Source organism: Gemella sp. 20925_1_85, assembly GCF_041433735.1.
In the GTDB taxonomy this organism is placed as follows: Bacteria; Bacillota; Bacilli; order Staphylococcales; family Gemellaceae; genus Gemella.
In genome coordinates this window covers 17,481-42,276 of the sequence record NZ_JAPWCC010000019.1, presented here as the reverse complement: position 1 = coordinate 42,276, position 24,796 = coordinate 17,481, and the positions used below count along the sequence as shown (strand labels likewise).

Annotated in this window: 21 protein-coding genes, 1 tRNA gene and 1 other annotated feature; of the genes, 15 read left to right on the top strand and 7 right to left on the bottom strand. The window is 29.6% G+C overall.

Going from position 1 to position 24,796, the window contains the following annotated elements; genetic code table 11:
- Window positions 1-3: 3 nt before the first annotated feature.
- The 6 genes from O3884_RS06640 to dnaA all read right to left on the bottom strand — a co-directional run bounded on the left by O3884_RS06640 (window position 4) and on the right by dnaA (window position 7,597).
- Window positions 4-77 (bottom strand) — tRNA-Gly (locus tag O3884_RS06640).
- A 355-nt stretch (window positions 78-432) separates the two neighbouring features.
- Window positions 433-1,473 (bottom strand): LacI family DNA-binding transcriptional regulator, encoded by a 1,041-nt coding sequence (locus O3884_RS06635; protein ID WP_299325016.1) that lies wholly within the window; start codon window positions 1,471-1,473, stop codon window positions 433-435.
- Between the two features lie 261 nt (window positions 1,474-1,734).
- Complete coding sequence (locus O3884_RS06630) at window positions 1,735-2,688, bottom strand: L-lactate dehydrogenase (protein WP_371452548.1); 954 nt, start codon at window positions 2,686-2,688, stop codon at window positions 1,735-1,737.
- A 570-nt stretch (window positions 2,689-3,258) separates the two neighbouring features.
- Window positions 3,259-4,449: a CynX/NimT family MFS transporter gene (locus tag O3884_RS06625; protein ID WP_371452547.1), complete on the bottom strand. Its 1,191-nt coding sequence runs from the start codon at window positions 4,447-4,449 to the stop codon at window positions 3,259-3,261.
- A gap of 366 nt (window positions 4,450-4,815) precedes the next feature.
- Window positions 4,816-5,955 carry a DNA polymerase III subunit beta gene (gene dnaN, locus O3884_RS06620; protein ID WP_371452546.1) on the bottom strand — a complete coding sequence of 380 codons (1,140 nt, stop codon included), beginning with the start codon at window positions 5,953-5,955 and terminating at the stop codon, window positions 4,816-4,818.
- Between the two features lie 157 nt (window positions 5,956-6,112).
- Window positions 6,113-7,597, bottom strand: coding sequence for a chromosomal replication initiator protein DnaA (gene dnaA, locus O3884_RS06615; RefSeq protein ID WP_371452545.1), 1,485 nt, complete (start codon window positions 7,595-7,597; stop codon window positions 6,113-6,115).
- 820 nt (window positions 7,598-8,417) lie between these two features.
- Between dnaA and rpmH the strand changes: the two genes are divergently transcribed.
- The 9 genes from rpmH to O3884_RS06570 all read left to right on the top strand — a co-directional run bounded on the left by rpmH (window position 8,418) and on the right by O3884_RS06570 (window position 15,162).
- Window positions 8,418-8,552 carry a 50S ribosomal protein L34 gene (gene rpmH, locus O3884_RS06610; RefSeq protein WP_003144116.1) on the top strand — a complete coding sequence of 45 codons (135 nt, stop codon included), beginning with the start codon at window positions 8,418-8,420 and terminating at the stop codon, window positions 8,550-8,552.
- A 125-nt stretch (window positions 8,553-8,677) separates the two neighbouring features.
- Window positions 8,678-9,022, top strand: a complete 345-nt coding sequence (gene rnpA / locus O3884_RS06605; protein ID WP_371452544.1) for a ribonuclease P protein component — start codon at window positions 8,678-8,680, stop codon at window positions 9,020-9,022.
- 2 nt (window positions 9,023-9,024) lie between these two features.
- Window positions 9,025-9,903 carry an RNA-binding cell elongation regulator Jag/EloR gene (gene jag, locus O3884_RS06600; protein ID WP_371452543.1) on the top strand — a complete coding sequence of 293 codons (879 nt, stop codon included), beginning with the start codon at window positions 9,025-9,027 and terminating at the stop codon, window positions 9,901-9,903.
- 8 nt (window positions 9,904-9,911) lie between these two features.
- Complete coding sequence (locus O3884_RS06595; protein ID WP_371452542.1) at window positions 9,912-10,286, top strand: response regulator; 375 nt, start codon at window positions 9,912-9,914, stop codon at window positions 10,284-10,286.
- A 356-nt stretch (window positions 10,287-10,642) separates the two neighbouring features.
- Complete coding sequence (gene mnmE / locus O3884_RS06590) at window positions 10,643-12,025, top strand: tRNA uridine-5-carboxymethylaminomethyl(34) synthesis GTPase MnmE (RefSeq protein WP_371452541.1); 1,383 nt, start codon at window positions 10,643-10,645, stop codon at window positions 12,023-12,025.
- Between the two features lie 39 nt (window positions 12,026-12,064).
- A complete protein-coding gene (locus tag O3884_RS06585) occupies window positions 12,065-12,829 on the top strand; it encodes an exodeoxyribonuclease III (protein WP_102169911.1) in 765 nt (254 codons plus the stop codon).
- A gap of 208 nt (window positions 12,830-13,037) precedes the next feature.
- Complete coding sequence (locus O3884_RS06580) at window positions 13,038-13,529, top strand: hypothetical protein (RefSeq protein WP_371452540.1); 492 nt, start codon at window positions 13,038-13,040, stop codon at window positions 13,527-13,529.
- Window positions 13,530-14,077: 548 nt separating this feature from the next.
- Window positions 14,078-14,530: a DUF3290 family protein gene (locus O3884_RS06575; protein ID WP_003144311.1), complete on the top strand. Its 453-nt coding sequence runs from the start codon at window positions 14,078-14,080 to the stop codon at window positions 14,528-14,530.
- Window positions 14,530-15,162 carry a DUF421 domain-containing protein gene (locus O3884_RS06570; RefSeq protein ID WP_003144086.1) on the top strand — a complete coding sequence of 211 codons (633 nt, stop codon included), beginning with the start codon at window positions 14,530-14,532 and terminating at the stop codon, window positions 15,160-15,162. The genes O3884_RS06575 and O3884_RS06570 overlap by 1 nt, the downstream gene beginning before the upstream one ends.
- A 140-nt stretch (window positions 15,163-15,302) precedes the next feature.
- On the opposite strand, the gene O3884_RS06565 is transcribed toward O3884_RS06570, so the two are convergent.
- Window positions 15,303-15,584 (bottom strand): GNAT family N-acetyltransferase, encoded by a 282-nt coding sequence (locus O3884_RS06565; RefSeq protein WP_371452539.1) that lies wholly within the window; start codon window positions 15,582-15,584, stop codon window positions 15,303-15,305.
- A 719-nt stretch (window positions 15,585-16,303) separates the two neighbouring features.
- Window positions 16,304-16,541: a binding site (T-box leader), on the top strand.
- A 77-nt stretch (window positions 16,542-16,618) separates the two neighbouring features.
- Here O3884_RS06565 and O3884_RS06560 point away from each other — a divergent pair.
- The 6 genes from O3884_RS06560 (at window position 16,619) to O3884_RS06535 (ending at window position 24,768) form a co-directional block, all read left to right on the top strand.
- Entirely contained in the window at window positions 16,619-17,896 is a 1,278-nt protein-coding gene (locus O3884_RS06560; protein WP_371452538.1) for an O-acetylhomoserine aminocarboxypropyltransferase/cysteine synthase family protein, read from the top strand.
- A gap of 340 nt (window positions 17,897-18,236) precedes the next feature.
- A complete protein-coding gene (locus O3884_RS06555; RefSeq protein WP_371452537.1) occupies window positions 18,237-18,905 on the top strand; it encodes a response regulator transcription factor in 669 nt (222 codons plus the stop codon).
- Between the two features lie 80 nt (window positions 18,906-18,985).
- Entirely contained in the window at window positions 18,986-19,891 is a 906-nt protein-coding gene (locus O3884_RS06550) for a sensor histidine kinase (protein ID WP_371452536.1), read from the top strand.
- A gap of 269 nt (window positions 19,892-20,160) precedes the next feature.
- On the top strand, window positions 20,161-21,768 hold the full coding sequence (locus tag O3884_RS06545; RefSeq protein ID WP_371452535.1) for an ATP-binding cassette domain-containing protein: 1,608 nt from the start codon (window positions 20,161-20,163) through the stop codon (window positions 21,766-21,768).
- Between the two features lie 221 nt (window positions 21,769-21,989).
- Entirely contained in the window at window positions 21,990-22,742 is a 753-nt protein-coding gene (locus O3884_RS06540) for an ABC transporter ATP-binding protein (RefSeq protein ID WP_371452534.1), read from the top strand.
- Window position 22,743: 1 nt separating this feature from the next.
- Window positions 22,744-24,768: an FtsX-like permease family protein gene (locus O3884_RS06535; protein ID WP_371452533.1), complete on the top strand. Its 2,025-nt coding sequence runs from the start codon at window positions 22,744-22,746 to the stop codon at window positions 24,766-24,768.
- Window positions 24,769-24,796 lie beyond the last annotated feature (28 nt).

Below are 24,796 nucleotides of genomic sequence, written 5' to 3'. Positions count from 1 at the left end.
TAATGGAGCGGGTGATGAGAATCGAACTCACAACATCAGTTTGGAAGACTGAGGTTTTACCACTAAACTACACCCGCATTATTTAATTTTTAACCTTAAGTGTTTCTTCAACACTTAAACTATTCTAACATTTTTAGAAGTCTTTGTCAAGAACTTTTTTTATTTTTTTAAAAAGTTTTTTTCGAAGTTTTACTTCGTTTCTAAGACTTTATTATTTTAACATTATCAATTTCTTTTGTCAAGAGTTTTTTTAAAATTTCTTAACATTTGTTTTTGATTAATGTTTGATTGTTCGTCTTCTCTATCAGAAGACTTTTATTATTCTATCATCACTTATACATTATGTCAATAGAAAATGAAAAAAAAGTTTAGAAAATTTCATTTTTTCTATTTCTAAACTTTTTCTTCTATAAAATATGTTTTTTTTTATTTTTATTTTGTTGTTTGTCTATGTACTATTCTATAAGGTAAATTCATCTCTTTTTCTTGAGCTTTCAGTTCTGCTAACTCTTCTTCATCGATTTCTTCACCTTTACGTTTTGCTTTTTCTATATCGATAATCTTAGTTAAGACACGCATAGAAACTGCACCTATATCAAAAATTGGTTGGAATACAGATGAAATTTTTGGTCTTGTCATATTAATTAGTTTTGTATTTTCTAATGAAAGAATTTGTAAATCACCTGGGATACTCATTCCAAGATCTAGTGCTTGTTGCATAGTTGCTAGTGCTACTTCGTCGAACATTGTAATTACAACTTCTGCTTCAATATTACTTACAGCTTTGTATAGTTTATTACTTTCTTTATATGTTCTATATCCATCAATTATATTTTGAGGTTTAAATTCTACTTTTTCTGATGCTAAGGCATCTTTGTAACCTTTGATTAATCTTTGAGTTTTTTGACTTTCGTATTTATCTATTATTAATGAAATATTCTTAGTACCTTTTGATAAAAATTCTTTTGTAATATCATATGCTGCTTTTTCATAATCAATGTTTACTGAATAAAACTCAGAATCTGTTCCTAAATTCCCAGCTAGTACTACCGGTATTTGAATATCTTGTAGATAATTTTTAGAACTATCTGATAATGAGTGTCCTAAATAGATGATTCCATCTACTTGTTTACTTACGAATGAAGCGAAAATATTTTTTTCGATTTCTTGATCGTCACATGAGTTAGCTAAGATAATGTTATATTTATACATATTAGCTACTGATTCAATACCACTTACTATTTCTGCAGAAGATAAGTCTGCTATATCTGGTAATACTATACCGATTGTTGTTGTTTTCTTACTAGCAAGTCCTCTGGCAACAGCGTTAGGTGTATATCTTAATTTCTTAATAACCTCTTGGACACGTAGTCTTGTATCTTCTTTTACATTAGGATTATTATTAACAACCCTAGATACAGTTGCCATCGATACTTTTGCTTCTTTTGCTACGTCATATATCGTTATTGTCATAGTTTATCTCCTCTACTTTTTTATTGTTAATTTATTTTGATAACTTTTAAAACCTTTTCATCCTTTTATATTGTAACAAATTTTTTAATATAAGTCTAGTACTTGAAAACAAAATTATTCATATTTTTTTATTTTCAAAAAACGTTTACTTATTTATAAATATGGTATTTCCTTTGCTTAAGTTCCACAAAAAAAAGAAGAATTAAATTCTTCTTTAAATTAAAGATTTGAATCTAATTCTTCTATAATTTTTTAATTGAATTAAGCTTCTAAAGCTGCGTATGCGTTGTCTAAAGTTTCTTTTAATACTTTAGCAGAGTGTAGCATTTTAGCTTTTTCATCTTCGTTTAATTCTAATTCAACAACTTCACGAACACCTTCGCGTCCAACGATAGCTGGAGTTCCGATGTATAATCCGTCGATTCCGTAGTGTCCGTCACAGTATCCACTTACTGCAAGCTCAACGTTTTCGTCACGTAAGATAGCTTTAACGATTGTGAATAAAGCAAGACCGATTGCGTAGTAAGTAGCGCGTTTACGGTTAATTACTTCGTAAGCAGCACGCATAACTTTTTCTTCTACATCAGCGAAGTCTTCTTTAGTAAATTTAGAAGTTTCTAAGAATCTGTCGAATTGTTTTCCGTAAACATTTACGTTACTCCATGCAGCAAGTTGAGTGTCTCCGTGTTCCCCAATGATATATCCACGAACACTGCTTGGTGCTAAGTTTAATCTTTCTCCTAAGATGTAACGGAATCTTGAAGAGTCAAGAGTAGTTCCTGATCCAACGATTTTGTTTCTTGGGAATCCAGTGAATTTTTGTAAAGCGTTAGTTAATACATCTACTGGGTTAGATGCAATAACGATAACTCCATCAAATCCAGAAGCTACGATTTGCTCAGACATATCTTTAACAACTTTCATGTTTTTGTCAACTAAGTCAAGACGAGTTTCACCTGGTTTTTGTGGAAGACCTCCAGCGATTACGATTACGTCTGCATCAGCACATTGTTCGTATCCACCTGAAGTTACTTTAATAGGTGGTACTAAAGCTCCACCGTGGTTAAGGTCCATTGCTTCACCTTCAGCTTTTTCAGCGAAGAAGTCAATTAATCCTAGTTCTTCACAAAGTCCGCTTGAATATAATTGATAAGCAAAGCTCATCCCTACCATTCCTGCTCCTATTAAAACAACTTTTCTGTTTTTCGCTTTCATAAGAAAACCTCCGTTTATTATATATAATTTTAGATATTTTAAAGTAATTATTTTTACTATTTTATATTTATGAAACAAAATACTATAATATTTTAAATTAAAGTATAAATATCTCATTTCCTCTAGAATTATATCACATTATTGTAAAAAAAGAAAGTGTTTTTATCCCTTTGAATTATACTATCTTGTTATTAATCTAAACAAATTTTCATATATTTTTTACAATTTATTATGTATTATTTCAATTTTAGTTAAAACGTTTTCTTCTTTTATTCTTAATTTTTGCTTATGCTTATATTATAAGATAATTTTTCAATTTTATTTTAATTTTTTTCAAAACACCTTGATTTTTTATTAAAATTCTTATTCTTGTACTATTATTTTTCTCTAAACTGTATTTACAATAGATTAATATATTATATAATATATCAATTACTTCTTCTTACTGTATTATTCATATACTTATTTTTGTTTCTTTAAACTTTTCTTTATGAAAATTTAATATTATAAAAAAAGAGTAACTAAGCTCTACTATTTTCACAGAAATAGCTAGTTAGTTACTCTTATTTATTATTTTTCTATAATATTTCCTTTTGAACTACAGTGAATTAATGTCACTAGTAATACAACTGATGTCGCTATTAATACATATAGTGCTTTATTCCAATCAGAGATATCCCTAATATATCCTAATAATGGTGGGAATACCGCCGCTAACAAGTATCCTCCTGATTGCGCTAATCCTGAGATATCAGCCGCTTCACTTTCATTTCTTGATTTAGCTGAGAATAGATACATAACATATGAGAATGATCCTCCCCCAGCTAACGCGAAGATAACTATAAATGTTAACATTAATACGAAGTTTCCACTTGTAGAAAGCATTCCAACAAGTGACACGATATATCCAATAGTAATTATTGTAGGGATAATTAATTTATTGTGTAATTTATCCGCTAAAATCGGTACTATAAAAGTAGATGGGAATTGAGCGAATTGACTAATTGATAATAATAATCCTGCTGTTTCCGGTGAGAAATCTTTACTAATCATAATTTCAGCAAACCATGAAACACTACAATAGAATAATGCAGATTGTAATCCCATACTCAACATAATCGTCCACATTTTAGAATATTTAAAATATCCATGTGCTTTTTCATGAGTATCTTTAACATCATTTACTACATTATTTTTCGACAGCGCAATATAAATAAAGATATTAATAACCGCAATCACAATCCAAATATTTACCGCAAGTCCTGTTGAGAATTTCTCGCCACCAATATTTGTACTTAATAGTGGATAACTAATACCCGCAGCAACCGCAGCTCCGATATTCATAACAACCGCATAAAACCCAGTCATAACTCCTAGTTTTTCTGGATAATATTTCTTAACTAATCCTGGTAATAATACATTACCTACTGTTATTCCTACTCCTACGATAAATGTCGTAAGAAAGAATACATAAGTATTAATATAGAACCTAAATCCTAAACCTACAGAAATAATTACCGCAGCTAATAATATAGTTTTTTCTAAACCTACTTTATTAGCCAGTTTTGCCATCATTGGACTAAATATTGCAAAGGCAATTAACGGTATTGTTGTGATAAATCCAGCAACCGTATTGTTAATATCTAAGATAGATTTTAACGGTCCAACGATTGCCCCCACTCCTGTAATAGGTGTTCTAAGGATAAGTCCTAAAAAGATAACACCTAGTAAAACTAAAATACTACTCTTTTTCTTTGTCATTGTTCCTCCTAATTTAACCTTGAAAAGGGAGTAACTCAAAAATACTGATTTTATATAAATCATATTTACAAAGTCACCCCCGTATAGTTAATAGATATTCTAAAAATTATTGGGAGTGACTCAAAAATCGTGATTTCGTAGAAATCTATTTCGTCGAGTCACCCCCGCACAGTTTATTAGATATCTAAAGAACTTTCATAAAGCGAATTTAGATATCAATAAACCACTGTGTCTAAGAGTTTTCTTGTAAACTTTTTTTAAATTTAGTACTTTTGGGTCATCCCCTTATCTATAAACCATTACGTTTTAAATTTAATAATTGATTTTACGGATTTTTTTATTTCAATCCGCTTCCCCTATTTATTATTAGTAAGTTCTTACCGGTAGAATTAATTCAATAATTTCTCTGTGGTAATCACTTGGTTGAATAATAAACGCTGTTAGTTCCCCTGAGAACTTAACGATAATTTCTTCTGCCGCAACCGCAGATACCGCATCTTTTAGATATTTTCCAGATACAGAAATTTCGAATTTTTCATCTTCTAATGTAGAAGAAACTTTTAATTCCTCCACTGCACTTCCTAAGTCTTTAGATTGAGAAGAAACTTCTAATAGATTATCAGTTACTACTAATTTAATAATATCATCTTTATCTTCTCTACTCATTAATGCAACCCTATCAACTGCACTGAAGAATTCTCTACTGTTCGCTACGAATGTACATTCAAAAACAGTAGGAATAAGTTTATTAGTATTTGGATAGTTTCCGCTAATTAATAATACTGTATAAACTACATTTTGGTAGTAAAGAACTATTCTATTATTTTCATAGAAGATTTCTACTTGATCTTTTCCATTTTCTATCATTCTTTGGAAATAAGTTAGAGCTTTTCTAGGAATAATTAAGTTAAACTCTTTATTACTATCTTCATCATTTAGTGTAACTTGTCTTCTACTTAGACGATATGAGTCAGTTGCTGTAGCTGTTAAGATTTTGTTACTTAATGAGAAGTTAACCCCCTCAAGAATTGGTCTTTGATCATTAGGTGCTGTACAGAATACTGTTTCTTTAATAATATCATTAAAAACATTAGCTTCTAATTTAAGACTATTTTCTTTAGAGATAACTGGAAATTCTGGATAATCATTAGCATCATATCCTTTTACGTTAAATTCACTTTTCCCTGATTTAACTAAAATATTGTTACCAACTGTTTCTATCTCTATTAAATCTGTTGGTGCTTTTCTAATTATTTCTATAAAATTACGAGAAGGTAATACTACTTGTCCTTCTTCTTCTATAGTAATAATTTCTTTATCATCTTCATAACTATCTACAGAATATTCTACAGATACTAAAGAATCACTTGCTTTTAATATAAGTTTATCTTTTTCTAATTCTATTTTAATACCTTTTAAGATTTCAAAAAGAGAATTAGGGGCAATTACTCTTGATACGTGATTTAAGCCATCAAGAAAATTTGATTTAGTTATAGTAAATTTCATTTTTTCTCCTTATATATAATATATATTTAATAAAATAATAATAATAAGGCCTGTAAAAACTGTGGAAAACTAAAGAATACTCAAAAATAATGAATTTTTCCTTGTTAATAACTTGTGAAAAAACATATTAATATCTTTAGTAGATTTTAACAGCCTCTTATATTTTTCCTAAACGTTCTTTTATTACTTCTATATCTTCAAAAATTTCAGGATTTTCATCTTTGCTAAGTTTTGCTATTTTATTGAATGAATAAAGAATAGAAGTATGATCTTTATTAAAACAATCACCTATAGAAGGGAATGATAATGTAGTAAGTTCCCTACATAAGTAGATAGCTATATTTCTAACCTGGACGACTTCTTTTTTACGAGAAGATGAAAGAATATCATCAACCTTGATTTTATAGAAATCGGCACAAACATTAATAATGTTCTCAGGTGAGATATTTTTTCTAGGTGAAGTTTTCGCGCTTTTTAGTATTTCCTCGGCAATACTAAGTGAAGGTTGTTCATGTTTAGAAGTTGCAGTGAACTTAATACGTTTAAGAACACCTTCAAGCTCTCTTATATTAGATGATACATTACTAGAAATATAAGTAAGTGTCTCTTCATCTAGTTTAATATCGAACTGTTCACATTTGAATTTAATAATTGCCATACGTGTTTCGAAGTCAGGAGGTGTAATGTCCGCAGTTATCCCCTGACTGAATCTAGTAACTAATCTATCTTCCAAATCATTAAGTTGAGATGGAGAGCGATCACTTATAAGGACGATTTGTTTCTGATTCATCTGTAGTTCGTTAAATGTATGGAAAAATGCGTTTTGTGTTTCAGTTTTACCTGATAAGAATTGAATATCATCGATTAAAAGAGCATCAACATCGCGGTATTTTCTTCTAAAGTCTTCATCCGCATTAGTATAGTTGTTTTTATCTTTCATAGGTTTAATAGAAGCAAGAAATTCATTTAAAAACTTCTCAGATGAAATACATTCAATTTTAAAATCAGGAAAATTAGCTTCCATTTCATTACCAATAGCGTGAAGTAAGTGAGTTTTTCCTAATCCAACACCTCCGTAGATAAATAGAGGATTATAGATACCACCAGGAGAAACTGCAACGTTCCATGCTATATTATGTGTAAAAGCATTCCCTTCCCCTACTACAAAATTCTCAAAAGTGTAGTTTTTATTAAGCGTAGGATTCTTTTTACTCGCTGTAATATTTTTATTAGGGACAGGATGTTTATAGTCTTCTAGAGGAAAAGTTTGTTTTTGATAAAAATGTTGAGCTCCAGAAGGTTTATCACCTTGAAGAAAATTCTGTCTAATTAGATTTTCAGCTGCTGGCTTTTCATCAACAACATGAGGTGTAATTAGAGGAATATCAGTGTCAAGGGAAGTATAGTCTATATTAAAATCAAATCCAGTATTTTTCTTTAGTATTTCTTTTAATTTTTGATCATAAGCACCTTGAATAAATTGAGAAATAAGAGCTTCTTTACTAGTAATAACGATAGATTTTTTCATAAAATCGACGTTATCTATAGAAGCACCAGAAAACCAAGTATCAAATACATGAGGATCAACGGTACTTTTTAGTTCACGAAGAATAATTTCCCATAAGAAATTAGAATTACTCAATGAAATACCTCCTTAAAAAAATATATAAATAATTATAACATAGATTGTTAATAAAATAAAATATTAGTTATTCACAAGTTGTTAACAGAAGTTATTAACTATGTGAATAAAAAACTAAGAAAAAGCTGTGAATATGTTAAAAAGAAAAGAAATAAGGGAAATTTATAATAAGATTTAATAGTTTTTTAACACCTATTAAGATTGCTATAAATATACTTAAAGAGTTTTTCACACACAATTCACACCTGTGAATAACTTTTAAATGTGAAATTGTGAATAACTTTATAAAACTGTTAAAAACTTAAGAAAAAAGAAAATGTTTTCTAGATGTTAATAAAGTTATTAACAAAGATATGTGGATAACTTATAATAAATTGTGGAAAACTGTTTAAAAGAGATACTTAAATATTTTCTTATACTGAGAAGAAAATATTAACAGATTATTAACAACAAGGGCTGATAAAAAGGTCCTAAATTTTTACGAAGTGTATATGAAAACTCGTAGATGCAGTGGTTTATTGATATCTAAATTCGCTTCATAAAAGCTTTTTAGATATCTAATAAACTGTGTGGGGGTGACTCGACAAATCAAAATTACGATTTTTGAGTCACTCCCTTATTTTTATGTATAATGAAAGAAACAAGAATTTTAATCATAATTAGTGATAATATTAAGTTATTAATTATAGTATATTTGCATCTGTCTAGATTTTTTTTAGAAAAAATGAGGTTTTTACTTGATAAATTATTTTAGATATGTTAAACTAATTCAGTTATTACATCTATCTAAGTAAAGAAAAGAAAACTCGAGGAGGACAAAATGAAACGTACGTATCAACCAAATAAAAGAAAACATTCAAAAGTACACGGATTTAGAGCTAGAATGAGCACTAAAAACGGAAGAAATGTATTAGCAAGACGTAGAGCTAAAGGAAGAAAAGTTCTTTCAGCTTAATGTTTGCACAGAGGGTATCACGAAAGTGGTACCCTTTTTTTATTAGATAGTCCTAAAAAATAAGAAAGATAGTTGTAAAAAGTTAAATAAACTGTTAAAATATTAGTGTTAAGAAAGGTTTTAAGATGAAAAAAGAATATAGAGTAAAAAGAAGTCAAGATTTTGATAATATTATAAGAAAAAAACAATCTTTTGCGAATAGACAGTTTGTTATTTATTATCAAAAAAATAATTTAGACCATATGCGTTTAGGTATTTCTGTTAGTAAAAAATTAGGAAAAGCCTTTGAACGTAATAAAATAAAAAGATATATACGAGAAACTTTTAAAACAAGAAAAGAATTTGTTAAAAACTATGATATTATAGTGATAGCAAGACCTGGTGCTAAAGAAATGCCATTCTTAGAGTTCGGCAGCAGCATCGATCATGTTTTAAAAAGATCAAAACTTATGAAAGCGAAGAGGAGTTAAGAATGGAAAAAGAATATTATTATGTTGGAGTTACTGTAGATGAGGCTATTAAAAAAGGATTAAAAGACCTAGCTTTATCAGAAGATGCAGTAAAAATTGAAGTAATCGAAGGTGGTAGCGCAGGTATTTTCGGTTTATTCAAAAAAGAAGCAAAAGTAAAATTAGTTCCATTAGATGAAGATTATAATAAAGAAGAAGCAGTTGAATTAGCTAAAGCTACTGAAGAAGTAGTTGAAGTTGAGAAAGTAGCAGAAAAAGAACAAGAAGTTGAAGTTAAAACAACAGAACAAGAAGAAGTTGTTGAAGAAAAAGTAGTTGCCCAAGAAGTTCATGCAGAAGAAACAAAACCAGCAGTAGAAGAAACTGTTGTAGAAGCTGAACAACACGAAGAACCAGTTAAAAAAGCTAAAAGAGAAGATTACATCGTAAAAAATAAAGATCGTATTGTAAATTATCTACAAAATATTGTTGTTGCGATGGGATATCCTGATGCGACTGTAGATTTTAGAGAAGATGGTAATCGTCACTTTACTTTAAATATTAAAACAGAAGAAAACACTAGTTTAATAATTGGTAAACGTGGAATAACTTTAAACAGTTTACAATTTTTAGTTAATAACTACGCTAAAAAATTCAGTTCACACTACTTCAGAATAGAAGTTGATTGTGATGATTACAGAGAAAATCGTAAGAAAACATTAGAAGAATTAGCGTTAAACTTAGCTAAAAAATCTAAAAAAATCGGAAAACCTGTTGAATTAGAACCAATGACAAGCATTGAAAGAAAAATTATTCACAATGCCTTAACAGGAATTAAAAATGTTGAAACAGAATCACGTGGTGAGGAGCCACACAGATATTTAGTTATTACAGCTAAATAGGAGGCCTAATGAAGTCAGTATTAATAGTTGATGATAGTTCATATTATAGAAGTCGTGGAGCAGAAATTGTTAGTCGAGCAGGATATAAGTGTCATTTTGCAGAAAATGGAGAACAAGCTGTGAGAATGTATAGAAGGATACAACCAGATTTCGTGACGATGGATATTTGTATGCCGATAATGGATGGTTTAGAGGCGACGAAGGAAATTTGTACGAAGTTTCCTGGTGCAAAAGTGCTTATCTGCAGTAGCGTTGGTGAAGTACCTGTGTATAAAAGACAAGCATTTGCTAATGGAGCATGTGGTGTACTGCCAAAAGAGTATGATTTAGATGATTTAGAATTTGCGATTTCAGAAATAGAACTTATCAATGAGAAAAACTAGTTAATTTATTACTAACGTCCTTTCAATTTAATAATGTCAAAATAAGTAGTTTGGAGATTTATCCAGGCTACTTGTTTTTTTGTTACTAAAAAATCGTGATTTTGAATTTCCTGTAAAGTTTATTAGATATCTAAAAAACTTTCATAAAATAGAACTTAGATATCAATAAACCATTGCGTCTATTAGTTTTATATAAAATTTTAAAATTTTGAATTTGTTGTCCCTCCCCTAACCTTGTATGTAAAAAGTATATAAAATGTAGCTTGGTCGTATATAGAGAAAAATTTAAAGGAATAGTGTATAATAAATAAGATATGAATTTTTAATTAATATAAAGATTAGAAGGAGTTTGAATAATGAGTGAAACAATTTGCGCTATATCGACTGCTCTAGGAGAAGGAGCTATTGGTATTGTTAGACTTAGTGGTGACGAAGCATTTAGTATTGCTGAAAAAATAGTAAGACTGCCAAAAGGTAAAACGGTAGAGAGTCTAGCTAGTCATACTATAAATTATGGTAATGTAGTTGATCCAGCTACAAATGAAAAAATCGAAGAAATTATGCTTGTAAAAATGGTAGGTCCGCGTACTTATACTACTGAAGACGTTATAGAGATTAACTGTCATGGTGGTATTGTAACTATTCAAAAAGTACTTGCACTTTGTTTAGAACATGGCGCTAGAATGGCTGAACCGGGAGAATTTACGAAACGTGCCTTTTTAAATGGGCGTATCGATTTAACACAAGCAGAGGCTGTAATCGACTTTATTAAGAGTAAAACAGATGAAGCTAGTCAAATAGCCAACAACCAAATGCAAGGACGCTTATCGACGCTTATTAAACGTCTACGTGCTGAAATTCTAGATATACTAACAGTTGTTGAGGTAAATATCGATTATCCTGAATATGATGACTTAGAAATAGAAACGACAAAAACTATTCTTGAAAAATCAACAAGTATTAGAAATAGTTTAGAAAGTCTACTAGAAACATCAAAACAAGGAAAAATTATTAAAGAAGGAATAAATACAGCTATTATTGGTCGACCTAACGTTGGTAAAAGCTCGCTGTTAAATAACCTACTACAAGAAAATAAAGCTATCGTAACTGATATTGCAGGAACAACTCGTGACGTACTAGAAGAGTATGTGAACATTAAAGGAGTACCGATTAAATTAATCGATACAGCAGGTATTCGTGAAACAGACGATATCGTGGAACAAATCGGGGTTAAACGTAGTAAAGAAGCTTTAGAAAAAGCTGATTTAGTATTATTCTTATTAAATAGTAGTGAAGAATTAACTGAAGATGATAAAGAATTATTAAAATTAACTGAAGGAAAAACAACTATCGTAATATTAAACAAACTAGATTTAGAGACGAAAATTGATATTGCTGAAGTTGAAAAATTAGCGTACAACCACCCTATCATAAAAACATCTATGACAACATACAAAGGAATAGATGAACTAGAGAAAAACATCAGAGATCTATTCTTCGGTGGAGCTGCTCGTCCAAAAGATGCGACATACTTATCAAACACACGTCAAATAAACCTTATTCAACGTGCTTTAACAAGCTTAAATGACGCTATCGGAGCTGCAGAATTAGGATTAGAAGTAGATATGGTCTTAATAGACTATACGAATACATTCAATCTATTAGGAGAAGTTATCGGGGAAAACTCTGGTGATGAACTAATAAACGAATTATTCAGTAGATTCTGTTTAGGAAAATAAAATGTTTCACATGAAACATGAAATAAAAAGGAGAACGAAATGAAATGTATAAGTTTTAATGTCAATGGTCTAAGAGCGATCGTTGGTAAAAATTTCGAAGAAGATTTTAAACAATTAGATGCTGATTTCTTCTGTTTACAAGAGACAAAAATGCAAGCAGGACAGTTAGATTTACAATTTGATGGCTATTATAGCTATTTTAACTATGCTGAACGTAAGGGATACTCAGGAACAGCTATATACACTAAACATGAGCCATTAAATGTAACATATGGAATAGGAATTGAAGAACACGATACAGAAGGTCGTGTAATTACCCTAGAATACGATAAATTCTTCTTTATTACAGTGTATACACCGAACTCAGGTAGTGAGCTTAAGAGATTAGAATACCGTATGAGTTGGGAAGAAGATTTTAAAAACTATTTATTAGAATTAAATAAAACAAAAGGTGTCGTTGTTTGTGGAGATTTAAATGTTGCTCATACAGAAATAGATTTAAAAAATCCGAAATCAAACACGAAAAATGCTGGGTTCACACCGGAAGAAAGAGAAAAATTCACGAAGTTATTAGATGCTGGATTTATCGATACATTTAGATATTATAATCCAGACTTAACAGGTGCCTACTCTTGGTGGAGTTACCGTTTTAATGCACGTAAAAATAATGCAGGATGGAGAATTGACTACTTCTTAGTAAGTCGTGACTTAGAAGAGTATTTAGAAAGTGCAGCTATTCACAATGAAATATTTGGTAGTGATCATTGTCCTGTAGAGCTTGTATTAAAAGACAATTTGTTGTAAAATATAATATGCGTTGTGGCTAAACCATGACGTATATTTTTATCTTTAGCATGACTGACAAAAGTAATATCTTATTTAAAATCATGCATAATGATTAAAAATACTTATTAAAAAATAAAATTAGCGGGGGTGACTTAATAAAAATAAATTTCTATGAGATTATAGGTTTAAGTTATTCCTGTATTAATTTTAAGAAAAGAGGTAATTTATGGGACCAAAATTTTATATAGAAGATGTAAATGAATGGGACACAAAATATTCTATCGATTACATTAAATTCGATGAGTTTGGAGTGATTGATGTTGTAAGAGTAACAGAAGAGAAAGATTATCTAGTTCACGGGAATATTAAGTTACCAATCTTTGATTCGGAAAATGAGTATATAGATTACTTGGAAAAAGAAAATATAATAGATCCATACTTGGCGGGTATTCTTCGCAAATTAATAGGATACAAGCCTGAAAGAATGATAATAGACGAAGTTTCACTAAATAATGTACTATTTATAGGTGATCCTAGGGGTGCAGAAAGAGCAACAGGTTTTAAAGATGCATTTGAACTTATGATGGAAGCTACGATGAGATGGGAATTCTCAGCTTTAGAGGCACTTAGAAGAACGATGCAGGTTATAAGAATATTAATGCGGGACAAAGAGCATAAATTAAGTGATGGGCCTATTAGAATAAAAAAGGCGAGCTAATGCTAAGAAAAACAAAATTAGAAAAATAATAGCAAGTAATGAAGAGAATAGCAGAGGGTCGTGTTTTTTAAAGAATAAGCTATAAAAATGAGTGGGAACATGGAAAAACTAGTAAAGTGACGACTAGTAATGATATAAATGAAGGTATTTCTTATGTCTTAGAAAAACTGGGAGAAACAGTAGAGACAATGACACTCACTACTTTTTATGAAGATTATGAGAAATACCCTACTTTTTTGCTGAAAATATCAATTATTTAGTTATTCATCATTTAGCTATGATAAAATATCTTCGAAATCAGTGGATTGTACATGAAATTTTACAATCTATTTAGCTCTTTGCTAAAATTAAAAACATAGAATTTTCATAAATGAATACTCATTTAAACAACAATACGATAAGAAAATATTTAAGTGACTTTAAAATTGTATGAAAATAAAAAACAAAATTATCTATAAAAAATATTTTAGATGATAAAGATAGAATAGCGTAGGAGTTAAAAATAGAATAATATAAATGTTTCACGTAAAACAAAAGGAGTGATAGGTTTGAAATTTTATTCTTATGAATATTTATTAAATAAAATAGATCAGAGTAATACTATAACATATGTAGTAGGAGGATGCTTACTATTAATAATAATAGTATCACTAATTAAGTATTATAAAAATAGACAAGATAGCAAGTATAGAGAATTAGCTATCATAATGATATTAGGTATCTTTTTATTAATCGGGATACAAGTAAGTGATTATCAAAGTAATAGTATATCAGCTAATCAGTATAAAAGCTCTATTGAATTTATTGAGGGAGTTTCAGAAAAATTAAATATTGACAAAACACATATCTATATAAATAGTGAAGCCTCTATAGAAAATTCATTTTTAAAAATAGATGATAACTACTATAGAGTAATAAGTAACGGAAAAAAAGGTGATTATTTACTAGAGAAAATAGAATTGGTAGAACCAATTGTTGAAAAAGTGGAGGTGAAAAGATAATGCAACTTTCATATATAGATATAGCAATAAAACTAGCTTTAGGTTTATTATCGCTTGTAATAGTAATTAATATATCAGGAAAAGGAAATTTAGCACCAACTTCAGCGAGTGATCAAGTTCAAAACTATGTACTCGGGGGAATATTAGGAGGGGTAATATATAGTCCATCAATTTCTATTTTACAATACTTCAATATATTATTAATATGGATAATTTTGGTATTAGGTCTGAAGTGGTTAAAAACAAATAACTCATACTTAAAAAAAATGATAGACGGAGAACCTACAACAATAATAAAAAAAGGAAAAATAGATGTAGAAGCAACAAGAAAAGCTGGTTTAACAGCACAAGACATAGCTTTTAAATTAAGAACACAAGGTGTTTATAGTATTCAAAAAGTAAAAAGAGCGGTTTTAGAACAAAATGGACAACTAATTATAATACAACAAGGTGAGGAAAATCCTAAATATCCGGTAATTACTGATGGAACTATCCAACATAGTACATTAGAAACGATGGATAAAACAGAAGAATGGTTAAAAGAAACTTTATTAGAATTAGGATATGAAGACACATCTAAAATATTCTTAGCAGAGTATGACAAAGGACAATTACATATAATTGAATACTAATATAATTTATTTTTTAAATAAAATTAAAAATTTTAACAAGACAATAACAAATTAATTAAATAAGAAAATAATAATATCGATTAATATAACAAAAAGTAAAAGCAGGAAATTGAAAAATCAATTTTCTGCTTTTTTAAATGTTATTTATCGGCGTTAATAAAATCGTAAGAAGAATCTTCTTGGAATTTTTTAACGACATAAGAGCAAGCTGGTTTAATTTTTTTATTTTGCTCAGTCATATCTTTAACAAGAGCATCTAATAACTTTCCTGCTACACCTTGCCCTCGAAGAGAAGGATCAACAAAAGTATAATCAGCGACAACAACATTAGGGTCATTAGTAGGGAAATAGGTGATTTCGGCGATAATTCTGCCATTTTCATCGTATTTAACGAAACCATCATTTGTTTTAGTAAATTCCATATAAACCTCCTGGGATAATCATATAGTGATATGAGTGTTAATACTGCTATTATATCATAAAAATGATAGAAGGATGATGATTTAGATTGAAGGAAAAAAAGTAGGAACAGAGAAATAAAGTGTAGAAATATGTTTAAAAGTATAATTAGAGACGTAAAATATGATTAGTAGTAGTAAATTGTTAAAAGAAATGTGAGATTACTATCTTTTTTAAGGTCCTCACCTACTCTTTTTATTATGTGTATTATTAAAGTATGATAGTTTTTATTAGTATGCCATTGTTTTATTTGAAATCAGATTGTCCATTTTTTCTATGTTGATTACTCCTGTTTTAAGTTATCTAGGTTTATTATTTTCTTTGCTACTTCTATTCTTTTTTACTAACTATATTTATTATTTTGCGTTTTAGCAGGCTCCATTCTTTTTTTAGTAGTTGTTTCTTTTATTTATTACATCTTTTTCTTGATGTTTTTCTTTGTTTTTTATCCTCTGTTTTCCCTTTTTATATTTTATAATTGAAAAAATTACAAAATCACTATTTCTTAAATTAAAATAAATAGTTTTACTGTATTTTTATTTTCTAAATAATAAATAAATTAAAATATTTCTATATGATTTTTTCTTTTAACATCTTATAGAAGAAAAATAAAACGTTTTATTTTTTTGAAAAAAGTTATTGACAAATATATAAAACGGGTGTACAATTAGTTTAATTTAATACACAAACGTTGAAAAGATAAGTAAATTAATACGTAGCTACAACAGAGAGTTATTGGTCGGTGTGAAGTAACATGGTGAAGATTAGTTGAAAATGGTCTTAGAGTTTTGTTTATCTAATAGGTAAACACGTAGGTTGCACGATATAGCACACAGTATAAACATGTACTGAATAAGGTACTAATCGCAAGATTAGTATAAATTAGAGTGGTAACGCGAATTAAGATGATCGCCTCTATTGCATATGTAAATATGTAGTAGAGGTGTTTTTTTATAAAAAATAACTTATCGAGACGTAGAAAAGAGGAAAAAATATTATGACAAGAAAATTTAGTTTTGAAACATTACAATTACACGCAGGACAAACAGTTGGAGATACAAAAGCAAGAGCTGTTCCTATTTATCAAACAACATCATTCGTTTTTGATGATACTCAAGATGCAGCTGATTCATTTGCATTAAGAAAAGCTGGGAATATTTATACACGTATTACTAACCCTACTACTGCAGTCTTTGAAGAAAGAATTAACGCTTTAGAAGGTGGAGTTGGAGCATTAGCTGTAGCTTCAGGAATGGCTGCAACTACATATGTATTCTTAACATTAGCGCATGCAGGAGATCACATTGTATCTTCTAAAAAAGTATATGGAGGAACATATAACCTGTTAAAACTTACCCTACCACGTTATGGTGTAGAGTCAACGTTTGTTGATCCAGATAACTTTGAAGAAATTGAGCAAGCAATTACTGATAAAACTAAAGCTCTATTTGTAGAAACACTAGGAAATCCATTAGCAAATGTTGCTGACTTAGAAAAATGGGCTGAGATTGCTCACAAACACAAAATTCCATTAGTAGTTGATAACACATTTGCTAGTCCATACTTAATTAATGCATTTAGCCATGGTGTAGATATTATTATTCACTCTGCGACTAAATTCATCGGAGGTCACGGTACATCAATCGGTGGTGTTATCGTTGATAGTGGTAAATTTGATTGGGAAGGTAGTGGTAAATTCCCTCAATTAGTTGATGAAGATCCAAGTTACCACAACTTAAGTTATACAAGAGATGTAGGACCTGCTGCGTTCATTACAAATGTAAGAACACAGTTATTACGTGATACAGGAGCAGCATTATCACCATTTAACGCATTCTTATTATTACAAGGTTTAGAAACATTATCTTTACGAGTAGAGCGTCATGTAGAAAATACTCAAAAAGTAATAGACTTCTTAGTAAAACATCCTAAAGTAGCATCAATCAACTATCCAGGATTAGAAGGAAACAAATATTATGAATTAGCTAAAAAATACCTACCTAAAGGTAGTGGATCAATCTTCTCATTTGATGTTGTTGGAGGAGAAGAAGCAGCTCGTAAAGTAATTGATAGTTTAGAAATTTTCTCAAACTTAGCGAATGTAGCTGATGCGAAAAGTTTAGCAATCCACCCAGCATCAACAACACATGGACAATTAAGTCCGGAGGAATTACAATATACAGGAATTACTCCACAGCAAGTTAGATTATCAATTGGATTAGAAAATGCGGATGATCTAATTGAGGATTTACGTTTAGCATTAGAAAATATCTAAGAGAAAAGTTCCACAAGAAACATTTAATTAAAATAATTAATATTTTATTAAAATTTGTGGATTAAGACAGACTATTAAAAACCCTTGACAGCCATTTATTTTAATACTAACATATAAAAAATATCTTAATCCACAATTTTCTCTTTTTGAGTAGAGATTGTTTAGGAGCATGAAATAGAAGCGAGGCAGCGCAAAAATTTCATATAAACTCCTTCCTAGACAGTCTCTGCTTTTTATTTTTTGGAAAAATAATAGAAAAACATAATTTTTAAAAGAATATATCCTAAGAGGTATGTTTATGATATAATTTTAGTAATAATAGTAGCTAAGGGGTGAAAGTATGTATAAAATAATGATAGTAGAAGATGATGAGATAATTTCAAATTCTATAGCTGGATATTTGCAAAAGTGGCAGTACGCTACGCACGAGGTTGTAGATTTTCAAAATGTAGTTAAAGAATATGTAGAACAATCACCGGATCTAGTATTAATGGATATTAATCTCCCCTACTTTGATGGTTATTATTTCTGTGAGGAGATTAGGAAATTGTCGAAAGTGCCTATAATTTTTATTTCATCTGCGAATGATGATATGAATATTGTTATGGCTATGAATATCGGTGCCGATGATTTTATAGAAAAACCATTTAAGTTAGTTGTCCTAAAGGCAAAAATCGAAGCCCTACTCCGTCGTGTTTATAATTTTAGCGGATCTTCGAATCTTGTAGTGTATAAGGATGTAATTTTTGATATGAGCCGTGACGAGGTAAAGTATCAAGATAATCTAGTTGAACTAACAAAAAATGAAGGTAAAATTCTTACAGTATTATTAGAAAATAGAGAAAAAATAGTAACGAGAGAAGAAATAATTACAGCATTATGGCAAAGTGATAACTTTATAGATGAAAATACTTTGTCTGTTAATATAAACAGACTTCGTTCTAAGTTAAAAAGTATAGGAATAGATGAATTTATTACGACTAAAAAAGGTAAAGGATATATCGTCTAATGGAAATATTAAAAAGTTATTTAAAGAAAAACATAAAAGTTTATATTTTATTTGTAGTTTTCATTTTTATATTTTTCATTATGTTTTACTTATATAATTTACCACTTGAGGCGCTAATATATACAGGAAGTTTTTGCTTTTTAGCAGCTCTTATAGCTAGCATTTCTGATTATGCTAATTACAAAGAAAGTTATAAGAAGTTAAATTTCTTGGAGCAAAATATTCTAAATGATCTAGACGCTCTGCCAAAAAGTTTGGATATTAGAATAGACTATTATCATAAAATTATAGAGAAATTATATGAAGAATTAGAAAAATTAACCCAGGAAAATCGACAAAAAAATACCGACATGGTAGATTACTACAGTATGTGGGTTCATCAGATAAAAACGCCGATTGCTGCGATGAATTTTCTATTGGATAATGAAGAGGTAGATCAAAAAATCTTACAGCAAGAATTGTTCAAAATAGAACGCTATGTTGAGATGGTTCTGACGTATATAAGATTAGATAGCATATCATCAGATTACGTTATTACTAAGATTAATCTTGATGAAGTGGTGAAAGATAGTGTAAAAAAATATGCGACTATATTCATTAATAAAAAGATAAAATTAAACTATGTTTCACATGAAACAATCGTTGTAAGTGATAAAAAATGGTTAAGCTTCGCCTTTGAACAGATACTAGGTAATAGTGTAAAGTACTCTAGTAGTGGTGGAGAAATTACTATAGAAACCTGTGATAATAAACTGGTTATAGAAGATAAGGGTATAGGAATCAAAGAAGAAGATTTACCTCGAATTTTCGAAAAAGGTTTTACAGGTTTTAATGGAAGATACGAAAAAAAATCGAGTGGTCTAGGTTTGTATTTATGTAAAAAAACTCTAGATAAACTTGGACATCATATTGAAATTTCTTCAACAGTTGGAAAAGGAACTAGAGTAGAAATTACATTCCCGAAAGAAGATACATTGAGGGATTAGATAAAGAAAAATCAATAAAGAATCCTCTTGAGAGTTAGATTATGAATTTAACTTTTGAGGGGATTTTTTAATTTAACAAGTGAGACTGGATATAAATTGATAAACTCCCAAATTAAGGTAGCTATAAACCTGACTAAATCTACTTGATATATATATATTATAATGAAAGAAAAGATATTTTCTAACTAATAAAAGAAATTATCTGAAAACTATCTTGTTTAAGTTTATTTTATTTGATAGAATAATAGTAAGGTATAAGGAGGGAAAAGATGAAGCAGTATTTAAAGAAAAGATATTTAGAAAATAGTTTGTTACTTTTACTAATTATTTTTGGAGGAGCATGTAAGGTTGTTGCTGCGTATTTTATAGGGGATGGATTTAACGAATTAATTAAGTCGAATACCGATGGCTTTTTCTATAATATAGCCTATGCAGGTATAGTGTTTTTATTATATTTGGTTTCTATTTATATAAAAATTCCGTATGAAAACTATGTAGTACAAAAGATGATAACTGACATTCGATGTGATGTCGTTGATGCAATTTCTAAAAATAACTATGCTAATTTCAATAAGAAAAATAGCGGAGATTACATATCATGGCTTAGTAACGATTTGATGATTGTTGAGGAAAAAGGATTTGGCAATTTTTATCAAAGTATTACAGCAATTATAGAGACGCTTTTAGCTATAGTTGGACTGTTTGCATTTCACTGGTCGATTATCGTTTTTTCTATAGTAATGAGTGTTCTTACATTAGTTTTACCAGCTCTTGCGCAAAAATCTATCCAGAATAAAGCTCAGAGATATTCAGGCTCGTTAGAAAACTTAATAAGTAAAAATACAAATTACTTACAGGGATTCGATAGTTTACTATCTTTCAATAAATTAGGAATTTTGAAAAAAATTGTAGCAAGTTCTTCTAATGAAGTATTAAAAGAATCTGTGTCTCTAAGAAAAAGTGTCGGATTAGCAGGTGTCCTAGGAGGTCTAGGAAATTTAGTAGGGCAAGTTGGTGTGGTATTACTAACAGGAATACTAGCGCTAAAAAATATTGTTGGTTTTGGATCTATTTTAACGATAGAATCGCTAACATCTACGATTTTCAATTCAGTAGGAAATATTATGAATATTACGGTAGAGTTAAATATTGTAGTGCCAATCTTTGAGAAATTCGAGAAATTCAAAGAAGAGGCTAAGGCAATTAATGACCAAGATACAAGTAAAAAATTATTAAATGATGAAATTGAGACTATAGAATTAGAAGATGTTTCTTATAAATATGAAGAGAAAAGTGTATTAAAAAATATTTCGTACTCATTTAATAAACATGGAAAATACGCGATTGTCGGAGAAAGTGGAAGTGGAAAATCTACATTGTTAAAATTATTGACTGGAAGAATAGAAAATTACGAAGGTGCAATTAAATTTAATGGAGAAGAACTAGAAGGTCTTAATAAGAGCAGCCTGTACGATAAGATGTTATATATTCCACAAGAACCTTATATTTTCACAGAAAGTTTAAGATTCAATATAACGCTAGGTGATGAATATACTGACGAGAAAGTTAAAGCTACCTTAGAAAGTGTTGGACTAGGCGAGTTTTTAGCAAGTCTTGAGGACGGTTTAGATACAGAACTTGTAGAAGGTGGTAAGAACTTATCAGGTGGTCAAAAACAAAGAATAGCCCTAGCTCGTGGAATTATTAGAGAGAAAAAAGTAGTGCTGTTAGATGAGATAACGTCTAATTTAGATAAGGATAATGCAGAAAAAATAGAAGAACTTCTATTAACTAATTCAGAATTAACGGTAATTCTAATAACGCACAGACTAGATAGCAACTCTGAACAAAGATTCACAGATGTATTAAGATTATAATTTCCCAGGAAATAAGGTAGAACTACTTCTTTGAAATCAAATAAAGAGTAATAAATATCCCAATCTTACAAAAGTGTAAGGTTGGGAGCTTTTTTGTAAGGAAAATCGATAGAATCTGTAAGAAAAGTAAGGTAGAATATAAATATAAACAACGAGGAAGTTGTAGAAAAGTTCGAACTAGGAAGATAAGATAAAATAAAAAGAATTCAGGAGTGATAAAAATGTTATTAGAAGTCAACAATGTAAGAAAAGTTTATACGACAAGATTAAGTACTCAAAGTACAGAAGCGTTAAAAAATGTAAATTTCGCAGTAGATAATGGTGAATATGTAGCGATCATGGGTGAAAGCGGAAGTGGTAAAACTACTTTATTAAATATTATCGCAACATTCGATAAAGCAACGTCAGGGAATGTGAATTTAAACAATTTAGATTTAAGTAAGCTGAAAGATAAAGACTTAGCGAATTTCCGCCGTGACAATCTAGGATTCGTCTTCCAAGATTTCAACTTACTTGATAATTTTTCTATAAAAGATAATATCCTATTGCCATTAGTACTGGCTAATAAAAAATATAAAGATATGGAAAAAAGATTAGAGAAAGTAACTAAACCTTTAGGAATTGATAAGTTAATCAATAAGTTTCCATATGAAGTATCTGGTGGTCAACGTCAAAGAGTAGCGGTAGCTCGTGCGATTATTACGAACCCCGCTCTAATCTTAGCGGACGAACCTACAGGAGCACTTGATTCAAAATCAACAGATCAACTATTAGAAGTATTTGAAAAACTAAATAATGCGGGACAAACAATTATTATGGTTACGCACTCTGTGAAAACAGCAGCTCGTGCAAAACGTGTATTATTTATTAAAGACGGGGTAGTTTTCCACGAACTTAGAAAAGGAAATGTGACTACGAGTGAGATGTTCCAAAAAATTAATGACACGTTAACTTTAATGCAGGCAGGTGAGTAAGATGAGCTTCTTTTATAGCAAATTTGCTTTAAACAACCTTGTAAAAAATAAAAAATTTATAATACCTTATGTGTTATCAGCAATTTTTACAATAATGTCATTTTACATACTATCATCTCTAGCTTTTGGAGATAATTTAGACAAACTTCCAAATGGTATCGATGCGACAAAACAGGTGTTAAGTTTCGGGATTATTGTAATTGCGCTGTTCTCTGTAATTTTCCTATTTTATACTTACAGTTTTTTAGTAAAACGTAGAGTAAAAGAATTTGGATTGTATTCTGTTTTAGGTATGACGAAAAAACAAATAGCTAAAATCTTAGTGTTAGAAACAATTTTTATCGCTGTAACTACAATAGTGTTAGGAATTGGATTAGGAATAATTTTTGATAAACTTATGTTGTTAGTATTATTGAAATTATTCTCAGCGGGGGTTAGCTTTGGTTTCAGTATAACACCGATAGCGATAGTTTTCTCAGTATTATTATTCGGAGGAATATACTTCTTACTACTAGTTTATACAGTTATTAAAATTGCTAGACTTAGAATTGTAGCCTTATTAAAAGATGAGAATAAAGGTGAAAAAGAACCAAAATCTAGATGGATTTTAGCGGTGATCGGTTTAGCATTAATCGGTTATGGATATTACACAGCCCAAACTGTACAAAATCCTATAAAAGCATTAACAGTATTCTTCTTCGCGGTAGTTGCGGTAATTATTGGTACATATCTAGTGTTCATGGCAGTAAGTATTACAGTACTAAAAATTATGAAAAATAATAAAAACTTCTACTACAAACCTAAAAACTTTATCAGTGTTTCTGGTTTGTTATACAGAATGAAAAGAAATGCAGTAGGGTTAGCGAATATCTGTATATTATCTACTATGGTTCTTGTAACTATGGGATCAACATCGGCGTTATATGCAGGTATGGAAAAATCTTATAACGAAAGATTCCCAAGACAATTAATGATCGCAGGTTATCATTCTACTAACAGTAAATTAACAGATATTGAAAATAATGTAAAAGCAGCAGCTAAAGAAGCGGGAACTGAAGTAGAAGATTTAGTATCGTATAATTCATTACCTATGGTAGGAAGACTATTGAATGATAAATTCAAGGCAGAAGCTAATCTAGGGGTTGACTTAGCTAATGTAAGAATGATAGTTGTTTTACAATTAAAAGATTATAATAAATTCGCTAATAAAAATAAAACATTAGAAAGTAACGAAATTTTCTTACATATTGATAAAAAAGGTGAGTACAATAACAATACTATTTCACTAAATGGTAGCGAGTATAAAATTAAAGAAAAACTATCAGAGTTTCCAGGAGCAATAGGTTCAGCAGCAGCGAATATTATGGATACTTACTACGTTGTTGTAAAAGATGATAAAGAAGCGGAAAAAATAGCTACACAATTAGCTGCGAGAATGGAAGAACTTAGTAAACAAAATCCAAATAGTAGAGGAATAAGCATAGCAACAGGAGAACCTACAGTTCAAAACTACGTTGCATTTAATATTAAAGATACTACTAAAGAGTCTAAGGTAATTGAAAGCTTTAAAAAATTAGAAAAACAAAGTGGTATAGAAATAGAAGGGAAAGAAGAAAATAAACTTACATTCAGAGGAGTCTTTGCATCATTCCTATTCATCGGAGTGTTCATAAGTTTAATATTTGTAACATCTCAAGTGGTAATCATGTACTACAAACAAATCTCAGAAGGTTATGAAGATAAAGGTAACTTTGAAATCATGAGAAAAGTAGGTATTACAGATAAACAGATTAAACAATCAATCAGATCACAAGTACTGTTAATCTTCTTCTCACCGCTAATTATAGCGACACTACATACGATAGTAGCATATCCATTTATCGAGAAAATCTTAAGATTATTCTTAATAACAGATAATAGCATATTCTTACAAGCACTTGCTGTGACAATCGTAGTCTTCGCAATCTTCTATCTAATAGTTTATGTAATAACATCAAAAATTTACTATAGAATTATAAAAGAATAAATGAAATAAACTCCAGAGGAAAAATCTG

Bases quoted from the DNA above. Each gene is read 5' to 3' on its own strand.
- O3884_RS06635 (WP_299325016.1), bottom strand. From the start codon at position 1,473: ATGACAATAACGATATATGACGTAGCAAAAGAAGCAAAAGTATCGATG.
- O3884_RS06630 (WP_371452548.1), bottom strand. From the start codon at position 2,688: ATGAAAGCGAAAAACAGAAAAGTTGTTTTAATAGGAGCAGGAATGGTA.
- O3884_RS06625 (WP_371452547.1), bottom strand. From the start codon at position 4,449: ATGACAAAGAAAAAGAGTAGTATTTTAGTTTTACTAGGTGTTATCTTT.
- dnaN (WP_371452546.1), bottom strand. From the start codon at position 5,955: ATGAAATTTACTATAACTAAATCAAATTTTCTTGATGGCTTAAATCAC.
- rpmH (WP_003144116.1), top strand. From the start codon at position 8,418: ATGAAACGTACGTATCAACCAAATAAAAGAAAACATTCAAAAGTACAC.
- rnpA (WP_371452544.1), top strand. From the start codon at position 8,678: ATGAAAAAAGAATATAGAGTAAAAAGAAGTCAAGATTTTGATAATATT.
- jag (WP_371452543.1), top strand. From the start codon at position 9,025: ATGGAAAAAGAATATTATTATGTTGGAGTTACTGTAGATGAGGCTATT.
- O3884_RS06595 (WP_371452542.1), top strand. From the start codon at position 9,912: ATGAAGTCAGTATTAATAGTTGATGATAGTTCATATTATAGAAGTCGT.
- mnmE (WP_371452541.1), top strand. From the start codon at position 10,643: ATGAGTGAAACAATTTGCGCTATATCGACTGCTCTAGGAGAAGGAGCT.
- O3884_RS06585 (WP_102169911.1), top strand. From the start codon at position 12,065: ATGAAATGTATAAGTTTTAATGTCAATGGTCTAAGAGCGATCGTTGGT.
- O3884_RS06580 (WP_371452540.1), top strand. From the start codon at position 13,038: ATGGGACCAAAATTTTATATAGAAGATGTAAATGAATGGGACACAAAA.
- O3884_RS06570 (WP_003144086.1), top strand. From the start codon at position 14,530: ATGCAACTTTCATATATAGATATAGCAATAAAACTAGCTTTAGGTTTA.
- O3884_RS06565 (WP_371452539.1), bottom strand. From the start codon at position 15,584: ATGGAATTTACTAAAACAAATGATGGTTTCGTTAAATACGATGAAAAT.
- O3884_RS06560 (WP_371452538.1), top strand. From the start codon at position 16,619: ATGACAAGAAAATTTAGTTTTGAAACATTACAATTACACGCAGGACAA.
- O3884_RS06555 (WP_371452537.1), top strand. From the start codon at position 18,237: ATGTATAAAATAATGATAGTAGAAGATGATGAGATAATTTCAAATTCT.
- O3884_RS06550 (WP_371452536.1), top strand. From the start codon at position 18,986: ATGTTTTACTTATATAATTTACCACTTGAGGCGCTAATATATACAGGA.
- O3884_RS06545 (WP_371452535.1), top strand. From the start codon at position 20,161: ATGAAGCAGTATTTAAAGAAAAGATATTTAGAAAATAGTTTGTTACTT.
- O3884_RS06540 (WP_371452534.1), top strand. From the start codon at position 21,990: ATGTTATTAGAAGTCAACAATGTAAGAAAAGTTTATACGACAAGATTA.
- O3884_RS06535 (WP_371452533.1), top strand. From the start codon at position 22,744: ATGAGCTTCTTTTATAGCAAATTTGCTTTAAACAACCTTGTAAAAAAT.